Here is an 8,832-nt window from a genome sequence, read left to right on the forward strand (position 1 = left end):
ACAGACCTTCCGACTTAAGTCGGAAAGGTGTCTGACTATAGTCGGAAAGGCGTCCGACTTAAGTCGGAAAGTAAATGATTGTGCTTTCCGAGGTTTGACATCTGTCTGTTTGAAGTTTAAGAATCCTTAGAAAATCAGATTTCCCTGATATTCCGCATAAGCATTATGACGTTTCCATCGCATTCCTGACTACACACCACTTTCCCACCCGACGGAAGGCCGGGCGCTTTCGTGCCGTTACCGACTATGAACGGTGCCGTCTCTACACGCGCCTCGTCCCACAAACCGGCCGAGATAAAAGAATTGAGCGTTGCCGCACCGCCTTCCACCATCAGCGACTGCACACCATCGGCATACAGTTCGGCCATGAGGTTGCCTAAACTCTTTCCGCCACCGAGAACGATTCGTTTAGGGTCACGACCATGCCAATAGCGCACATTCAACTGCGGATGCTCACGCATGTCGGTGACACGACCAACGAGAATCGCATCGCTTTCCGCCCTCATGCGGTGGACGAGCATACGGGTGAAGGTAGTGGAAAACGCACACGGACGGAAATCTGCATCCATAAATCCGTCGGCACTCTGCGCCCATTTCAATGTTATATACGGACGATGGAGGGTATTGAAGGTGAAAAAACATTTGTTTATCTCACGGCACTCTTCCTCAAGCACTCCCACGGTGACTTCGATTCCCGCCTCTTCAAGTTTACGTATCCCTCTGCCGCTCACCTTTGAAAACGAATCCACACAACCTACGACGCATCTCCTTACGCCTTTACTCACTATAAGGTCGGCACACGGCGGGGTCTTTCCGTAATGGGCGCACGGCTCCAGACTCACATAGACTGTTGACCGGGACAGGAATCTCTCGTCTTCCGGAGCCACGGACGCAAAGGCGTTCACCTCGGCATGAGCCTCGCCACATTTAACATGATATCCCTCGCCTATTATACGGCCGTCATATACTATCACTGCCCCAACCATAGGGTTCGGCCGTGCCTGCATCCTGCCGTTGGCGGCAAGCTGCAGGCAGCGGCGCATATATTTCTCATCGGTTTCAATCATAATACCATATTCATTTTATACGGAACAATCTGAATAAAGGAAAAGAAAACGAGCCTTGGCGTGACAGACACCCACAGCTTTCCGGGTCAAACACACAGGCATACGCACCTTAACCTTTTACAGTGCAAAAATAGCGAATATATCCGAGTTATCCTTAAATATATAAGGAGAAAACTGTTCTGCCAAAATCAAAACTTTCCCCGTACTTGTGCCAAATCTCACGGATTCTCCGTTTCTTTCCTCTAAAAGAGGTATCATTTCTTTATCCTGCCGGTGTAAAAACTCATGCTTTTTATGTACCTTTGCATAGGGTAAAGCAAACGGACAAAGACAAAGCAAAGCCCGGTCTTATTATGACGGGAAACTTTCGTTTTACCGCAAACAGCTTGAATCAATACCTTACACCGCATCATATCGGGAAACACGTATTTGTGACCACAGACAATATTTATGCTGAAATACAATGATTTATGGAAACGCCTTACCCCTGAATACGGAGAGGGAGAGGCAAAGGCCATTGTAAGGGCCGTGCTTGAAGACGCCTTCGGCATTACATACACCGAGGCCGTGACAGGAGCCGTGGAAAGGCTCAACACCGACGACTGTTCAAGACTCGACAAAATGCTCTGCCGTATGGAATGCGGTGAGCCTGTGCAATATGTAACAGGAAAGGCGTGGTTTGACGGACGCATGTTTTCCGTAAATCCCAGCGTACTGATTCCACGGCCGGAGACAGAGGAGCTGTGCCGCTGGATTGTGGAAGACAGGCGGAAAACAGGAAACGGGCCTTCAAGGATACTCGATATAGGTACAGGCAGCGGATGTATAGCCATTACACTGGCTCTCGGCATCGCACAGGCAGACGTAACGGCATGGGACATATCCCGTGAGGCGCTGCGTACCGCAAAGGCAAACGCAAATGCAATGGGAGCGGGAATAAACTTCGGCATACGCGACGTGCTTGTCGCGGCTGAAGAAACCAGCAGAACGGGATACTGTTGCAAATGGGACGTGATAGTGAGCAATCCGCCGTATATATGTGCGAAAGAGGCCACGGAAATGAGCCGCAACGTACTTGAGTACGAACCGGAAACGGCGCTCTTTGTACCCGACGACAATCCCCTGAAATTCTACAAGGCCATTGCCGCATACGCAAAGAAGACGCTCTTTCCTGAAGGGAATATTTACCTCGAGCTGAACCACGCATACGCTGCGGAAACAGCAATGTTGCTGACAGACATGGGATTCACCGGAGTGGAAACAAGAAAAGACGCCTTCGGGAAAGACAGGATGTGCAGGGCTACCGCACCGCGACAACAATAAAAACAGTATTATACGATATGGAACTTACTGAGAGAGAGGCCTTGCTGCGCCTCACGTCACTGTGCTCACAGGCCGAGCACTGCTCCTACGAAATGGAAGAGAAGATGAGACGATGGGGACTCGGACCGGAAGAGCAGGCCGGAATAATGAAATATCTCATTGACAACAAATTCATAGACGACCGCAGATTCGCACGGGTGTTTGCCATCGACAAGATAAGGTACAACAAATGGGGAAGCCGGAAGGTGGATCAGGCGATGTGGGCAAAACACATAGACGAAGAGATACGCAGGGAGACTCTCGCGGGGATTGACGAGAAGGAATATATGGATGTGCTGCGGCCACTGATAAAAAACAAGAGGAAAAGCATAAAGACGGAAAATGAATATGAAATGAATACGAAACTTATACGGTTCGCACTCGGCAGGGGATTCACCATGCCACAGATAAAGGAATGTCTACACGGGGATATTCCCGAAGAAGATTTCGGAGAATGATGACAGGAAGGCTCGGAAATGCGCTGCGCTCCATACTCGACATCATACTGCCCCGCCTGTGTCCGGTATGCGGAAAGAGACTAACCGTAAACGAGGAAGGGATATGCTTCACATGCTTCCGCCATACGGAACGCACATTCTATGAGAACACACCCTACGACAACAGGGTTGCCAGAATGTTGTGGGGGAAAATGAATATAGAGAAAGCGGTATCAATGTTCGTATACATACCGAAAGGCCACATAAGCCAGACTATATATGACATGAAATACCACGGAAAAAAGAATTTGTGCACGGCAATGGGAAAAATTGTTGCCGCACAGATCGAAGGAAGCGGTTTCTTTAACGGAATAGACTTGATTGTGCCTGTGCCTCTGGCAAGGAAAAGAAGGAAACAGCGCGGATACAATCAAAGCGAGCTCTTCGCAAACGGCATAAGCAGGATTACAGGCATCCCTGTATGCACGAAAGCAGTGGAAAGGGTTTCATTCAGCATATCGCAGACACAGCTTACACATAACGAGAGGACGAGGAACGTCGAGAAAGTATTCCGAATGAAGAATCCTGATATGATCAAAGGACGGCATGTCCTTCTCGTAGACGATGTGTTCACAACAGGGTCTACCGTAACATCATGCGGCAATGAAATGGCAAAGGCACAGGGAGTGAAGATAAGCGTACTTACACTCAGCACCGTCATCTTGCACGGAATATCCGATTAAGCACTTTTAACCTTTATATAATATGACTTCGGCAAACTTTATTTAACTTTGCAAAGTATATTAACATATAACAAGATTCAACATGGACTCCATTAAAAAGATTTTCGCAGCAAAGCTGCTTGACATCAAGGCTATAAAAATACAGCCGGAACAGCCTTTCACATGGGCTTCCGGATGGCTCTCACCATTCTACTGCGACAACCGCAAGGCTCTGTCATACCCGGAATTGCGTAACTTCGTAAAATTGGAGCTCTGCCGGACCATACTCGAGAAATTCCCTGAAGTTGAGGCCATCGCCGGAGTGGCAACAGGAGCAATAGCACAAGGCGCTCTTGTGGCGGATGAGCTTAACCTGCCCTTCGTATATGTACGCAGCAAGCCAAAAGACCACGGATTGGCAAACCTTATCGAGGGCGAACTAAAGGAAGATGCGAAAGTTGTAGTGGTGGAAGACCTCATATCGACAGGAGGCAGCAGCCTGAAGGCCGTGGAGGCTCTGCGCAAGAACGGAAGCAACGTCATAGGAATGGTGGCATCATACACCTACGGATTCCCCGTTGCAGAAAAAGCATTCGAAGATGCCGGCGTACCGCTTATCACTCTCACTGACTATGAGAACGTGATCGAATATGCACGCGAAACAAACTATATCAGACAGGAGGATATTCCGGCCATCGATGAATGGAGAAAGAACCCTTCCGAATGGAGGAAATAACGGAAGGATATGAGCAAAAGCAGATTTGAAAGCGGTATAAAGCAGGTTGCCGCACCGCAACAGGCCGTATACGACACCGTCAGCGACCTGTCAAACCTTGAAAAGGTGCGCGGACAGATTCCAGAAGACAAGATAAAAGACGTGACTTTCGACCGCGACAGCATTTCCGTATCATCGCCTGTAGGGGAAATACGCCTGAGAATAATTGACAGAGAAGAGCCTAAATGCATAAAGTTTGCAACGGAACAATCACCGGTACCGTTCTATCTTTGGGTGCAGATTCTGCCTGTAACAGAAACGACAAGCAAAATAAAGCTCACCCTTGAGGCCGAACTGAACATGTTCATCAAGGGAATGGTGTCTAAACCGCTGCAGGAAGGACTCGAGAAAATAGCCGATGCGCTGGCATGCGCAAAATACTAAAAAATACGCGGAAGAGAAACCACAAACGCAAGAAACGTCCTTTACAAAGGAGAACGGGTTTCTCTTCCGGTTTTATTATTAGAACAGACACACTAAACAAAAACATCCTGGCTTTTATATATTATGGCAAAAAAACTCTGGGAAAAGAATTTTGAAATCAACAAGGAAATAGAACGGTTTACTGTCGGACGCGACAGGGAACTTGACCTCCATCTGGCCAAATACGACGTACTCGGTTCTATGGCGCATATAACGATGCTCGAAAGCATCGGACTGATAACGGATGATGAACTTAAACTGCTGCTCCGCGAACTGAAGCACATATATGCCGTATGCGAAAAAGAGCAATTCGTAATCGAAGATGGAATAGAGGACGTACACTCCCAAGTGGAACTGATGCTCACACGTAAACTCGGAGACATCGGAAAGAAGATACACAGCGGACGCTCACGCAACGACCAGGTGCTGGTAGACCTGAAACTGTTCACAAGGCATGAGCTGAAAGACATTGCCATACTTACAAAGGCCCTTTTCGACACTCTGATACGGAAAAGCGACAGACACAAGGATGTGCTGATGCCGGGATACACCCATCTGCAAGTAGCCATGCCCAGCTCTTTCGGCCTGTGGTTCGGAGCGTATGCCGAAAGTCTTGCCGATGACATGCTCTTCCTGCAGGCTGCATATCGGATGACAAACCGCAACCCTCTCGGCTCGGCGGCAGGATACGGCTCGTCATTCCCGCTGAACCGCACTATGACAACATCGCTGTTGGGATTCGACACAATGGACTACAACGTGGTATACGCACAGATGGGACGTGGAAAAACGGAACGCAACGTTGCATTTGCCATGGCAACCATAGCAGGAACCATTGCAAAACTGGCATTCGACGCATGTATGTTTAACTCGCAGAATTTCGCGTTCGTCAGACTGCCGGACGAGTGCACTACAGGAAGTTCAATAATGCCACACAAAAAGAATCCGGACGTATTCGAACTCATACGGGCAAAAAGCAACAAGCTGCAAAGCCTGCCGCAACAGATAATGCTGATAATGAACAACCTGCCTGTAGGGTATTTCCGCGACCTGCAAATAATAAAAGAGGTATTCATACCGGCATTCGACGAACTGAAAGACTGTCTGAAAATGACCGGATACATCATAGAGAGAATGGAAGTGAACGAACATATACTCGACAGCTGTACTTACGACTTGATGTTCTCTGTAGAGGAAGTGAACCGTCTGGCCGCAGAAGGAATGCCGTTCCGCGATGCCTACAAAAAGGTAGGTCTCGACATTGAAGCGGGACGTTTCACTCCTGACAAACATATCAGACACACACACGAAGGCAGCATCGGAAACCTAATGAACGAAAAAATACAGGCTCTCATGGAAACCACCATGGAAGGATTCCATTTCGACAGTATGGAAGAGGCTGAAAAAAGACTTCTTGAAGACTGAAGGATAAACACTATATAAGACAGAAGGATAAACACTATATATGAAAATGGCAAACAACACCGTTTACATAAACAGAATCATAAAGAAATATATGCAGGCTCTCGCCTGCATGATATTTCTTTTTTGCATGATATCATGCAGCAAGGATGAAAACAGGTTCAGCAGGGATTATCCGTGCAGCTTCACTTTCTTTACCGAATACCATCAGACAAGTGACCTAGCAAAGATTCTCAACAATCCCGGCCTGTTCGTCATCGTCACATCCAGACAAGTAAACGGCATTACTCAACTTACGGTTGCCCATGGATATGACAACAAACCGGAAACAATCAAACTTACTACTGAAAAAGAACGCCGGTTTGACTATACCAACATGGGGGCAAACCGCTCTATAATAATCGGATGCACTTCATTCAGCGAACAACGGGCGTATGACGCACAATGCCCTTATTGCCTCGACACAAAAAGTGGAGTAGATTATCCCCTTGCATTCATCGACAACGGACAAAAAGTGAAATGCTCCGTATGCAACAGGATATACGAACTTACCAACGGCACATGTATTTCCGGAGCGACAACGAACGAAAGCATGCGTCTTAAAGAATACCGCGTGAAAGTATACATGGAAAACGTTTTCCCTGTTATATACGTGTCAAACAAATAAGCGGAATATACAGCCGATAACAATACAAAGAAGTAAAATCCGCATTATATATACAAAACACAAACATTTATCACAAAAATAACGACATAAAGACAAGATAATCACAAAAATAGTATAACTTTGTAAACCTTAATTTAAAAGAATAATAAAAACAATGAAGAATCAAAAGAAATTCATCCTCGAAGAAAGCCGGATACCGACCCATTGGTACAACATACAGGCAGACATGAAAAACAAACCGCTGCCACCGTTGAATCCGGAAACAAAACAGCCCATGACAGCAGAAGAACTGAGCAGGGTCTTTGCTGCGGAATGCAGCCGACAGGAACTTGACACACAAAACAGATGGATAGACATTCCAGAAGAGGTAATGGAAAAATACAGATATTACCGTTCGACACCACTTGTGAGAGCATACGCACTGGAAAAGGCCCTCGACACTCCCGCACACATATATTTCAAGAATGAAAGTGTAAACCCGTTAGGAAGCCATAAGATAAACTCGGCACTGCCGCAGTGCTATTACTGCAAACAGGAAGGAACCACAAATGTTACAACAGAAACAGGAGCCGGACAATGGGGGGCGGCATTATCTTATGCAGCAAAAGTCTTTGGCCTTGAGGCTGCTGTATACCAGGTTAAGATAACCATGCAACAAAAACCATACAGAAGCTCAATAATGCGTACTTTCGGAGCCGCAGTAACAGGTTCTCCGTCAATGTCAACACGCGCAGGAAAAAACATACTCACGCTTGACCCTACACATCCAGGTTCTCTCGGCACGGCTATCTCAGAGGCCGTGGAACTTGCCACCATCACACCAGGATGCAAATATGCACTCGGTTCGGTATTAAGCCATGTCACCCTACATCAGACAATAATAGGACTGGAGGCTGAAAAACAAATGGAAATGGCGGGTGAATATCCCGATATCGTCATAGCATGCTTCGGAGGAGGTTCAAACTTCGGAGGCATTGCCTTCCCGTTCATGCGCCATAATATAAATGATGGAAGAAACACGGAGTTCATTGCTGCGGAACCGGCCAGCTGTCCTAAACTCACACGGGGGGTCTTCCGTTATGATTTCGGTGACGAAGCCGGATATACCCCGCTACTGCCCATGTTCACACTCGGACATGGATTCAAACCGGCAAACATACATGCCGGAGGACTACGATACCATGGAGCAGGAACTATTGTCAGCCAACTTATAAAAGATAAGATGATGCACGGCACAGATATCCCGCAACTCGAATCATTCGACGCTGGAATACTTTTTGCCCGCACTGAAGGAATAATACCCGCACCGGAAAGTTGCCACGCAATAGCCGCGACAATACGAGAAGCAAAAAAATGCAGGGAAGAAGGCAAGCGGAAAACAATCCTCTTCAACCTCTCCGGACATGGTCTGATAGACATGCCATCATACGACAGATATATTGACGGTGACCTTCAGAACTATACCATCAGTGATGAAGAAATCATACGTAATACAGAAGGGCTATATAAAGCTTGACACTAACCGAAATAATAAGATCTATCATCAATAATATTCATATAGGTATCAAATCCGACCAACCGGATTTAATACTAATGAACATTTAAATGAAATAAAAAATGAACTATGGATAATCAAATAGTATATTTTCACCTATTTAACTATCCATAATTCATTTTTTGTTCTTTATGAGTAATTTTTAAGAAAGCATTATTTTGCTTTACCCTCCTCAATACACATCACAAAGCGATGTCCCCATGGTTTTGGAAGAACGCCCCAACACTCCTGCGTCCAAGCCTCCAATACCCAAAGTAGACACGTGCCTTTGCACATGCCAGACAGCCCCTCCAACTCCCCGAAGGGGAGAGAAAGGATGGGTATGTGGAATATTCCGAATCTGCAATGGTATAAATGTACCATGGTTTGTATAATATGTGCCATCATTCATTGAAGGGGCGG

At 46.6% G+C, this 8,832-nt stretch carries 10 protein-coding genes; 8 read left to right on the forward strand and 2 right to left on the reverse strand.

Translation table 11 applies throughout. The features are described 5' to 3' along the window. Positions 1-134 precede the first annotated feature (134 nt). Complete coding sequence (gene ribD, locus HPS56_RS12975) at positions 135-1,067, reverse strand: bifunctional diaminohydroxyphosphoribosylaminopyrimidine deaminase/5-amino-6-(5-phosphoribosylamino)uracil reductase RibD (RefSeq protein WP_172277505.1); 933 nt, start codon at positions 1,065-1,067, stop codon at positions 135-137. A gap of 450 nt (positions 1,068-1,517) precedes the next feature. Here ribD and prmC point away from each other — a divergent pair, with 450 nt between their 5' ends. The 8 genes from prmC to HPS56_RS13015 all read left to right on the forward strand — a co-directional run bounded on the left by prmC (position 1,518) and on the right by HPS56_RS13015 (position 8,391). Beyond that, positions 1,518-2,390 (forward strand): peptide chain release factor N(5)-glutamine methyltransferase, encoded by an 873-nt coding sequence (prmC, locus tag HPS56_RS12980; protein ID WP_172277508.1) that lies wholly within the window; start codon positions 1,518-1,520, stop codon positions 2,388-2,390. A 17-nt stretch (positions 2,391-2,407) separates the two neighbouring features. Beyond that, positions 2,408-2,887: a regulatory protein RecX gene (locus HPS56_RS12985; protein WP_172277511.1), complete on the forward strand. Its 480-nt coding sequence runs from the start codon at positions 2,408-2,410 to the stop codon at positions 2,885-2,887. Further along, positions 2,884-3,609 (forward strand): ComF family protein, encoded by a 726-nt coding sequence (locus tag HPS56_RS12990; RefSeq protein WP_172277514.1) that lies wholly within the window; start codon positions 2,884-2,886, stop codon positions 3,607-3,609. The genes HPS56_RS12985 and HPS56_RS12990 overlap by 4 nt, the downstream gene beginning before the upstream one ends. Positions 3,610-3,691: 82 nt before the next feature. Beyond that, positions 3,692-4,324 (forward strand): orotate phosphoribosyltransferase, encoded by a 633-nt coding sequence (pyrE, locus tag HPS56_RS12995; RefSeq protein WP_172277517.1) that lies wholly within the window; start codon positions 3,692-3,694, stop codon positions 4,322-4,324. A 9-nt stretch (positions 4,325-4,333) separates the two neighbouring features. Further along, on the forward strand, positions 4,334-4,747 hold the full coding sequence (locus HPS56_RS13000; RefSeq protein WP_172277518.1) for an SRPBCC family protein: 414 nt from the start codon (positions 4,334-4,336) through the stop codon (positions 4,745-4,747). Between the two features lie 123 nt (positions 4,748-4,870). Beyond that, a complete protein-coding gene (gene argH / locus HPS56_RS13005) occupies positions 4,871-6,211 on the forward strand; it encodes an argininosuccinate lyase (protein WP_172277521.1) in 1,341 nt (446 codons plus the stop codon). Between the two features lie 40 nt (positions 6,212-6,251). Continuing rightward, a complete protein-coding gene (locus HPS56_RS13010) occupies positions 6,252-6,875 on the forward strand; it encodes a Rieske (2Fe-2S) protein (RefSeq protein WP_172277524.1) in 624 nt (207 codons plus the stop codon). 154 nt (positions 6,876-7,029) lie between these two features. Further along, positions 7,030-8,391 carry a TrpB-like pyridoxal phosphate-dependent enzyme gene (locus tag HPS56_RS13015; protein WP_172277527.1) on the forward strand — a complete coding sequence of 454 codons (1,362 nt, stop codon included), beginning with the start codon at positions 7,030-7,032 and terminating at the stop codon, positions 8,389-8,391. Positions 8,392-8,602: 211 nt separating this feature from the next. Here the strand turns inward: HPS56_RS13015 and HPS56_RS13235 are convergent. Next, on the reverse strand, positions 8,603-8,832 hold a 230-nt coding region (locus HPS56_RS13235), incomplete at its 5' end, for a hypothetical protein (protein WP_216655807.1).

It is taken from the genome of Xylanibacter muris, from assembly GCF_013166605.1.
Lineage (GTDB): Bacteria > Bacteroidota > Bacteroidia > Bacteroidales > Bacteroidaceae > Prevotella > Prevotella muris.

Excerpts from the sequence above, each read along its gene's own strand:
- HPS56_RS13010 (WP_172277524.1), top strand. The coding sequence starts at position 6,252 with ATGAAAATGGCAAACAACACCGTTTACATAAACAGAATCATAAAGAAA.
- ribD (WP_172277505.1), bottom strand. The coding sequence starts at position 1,067 with ATGATTGAAACCGATGAGAAATATATGCGCCGCTGCCTGCAGCTTGCC.
- pyrE (WP_172277517.1), top strand. The coding sequence starts at position 3,692 with ATGGACTCCATTAAAAAGATTTTCGCAGCAAAGCTGCTTGACATCAAG.
- HPS56_RS12985 (WP_172277511.1), top strand. The coding sequence starts at position 2,408 with ATGGAACTTACTGAGAGAGAGGCCTTGCTGCGCCTCACGTCACTGTGC.
- prmC (WP_172277508.1), top strand. The coding sequence starts at position 1,518 with ATGCTGAAATACAATGATTTATGGAAACGCCTTACCCCTGAATACGGA.
- argH (WP_172277521.1), top strand. The coding sequence starts at position 4,871 with ATGGCAAAAAAACTCTGGGAAAAGAATTTTGAAATCAACAAGGAAATA.
- HPS56_RS13000 (WP_172277518.1), top strand. The coding sequence starts at position 4,334 with ATGAGCAAAAGCAGATTTGAAAGCGGTATAAAGCAGGTTGCCGCACCG.
- HPS56_RS13015 (WP_172277527.1), top strand. The coding sequence starts at position 7,030 with ATGAAGAATCAAAAGAAATTCATCCTCGAAGAAAGCCGGATACCGACC.
- HPS56_RS12990 (WP_172277514.1), top strand. The coding sequence starts at position 2,884 with ATGATGACAGGAAGGCTCGGAAATGCGCTGCGCTCCATACTCGACATC.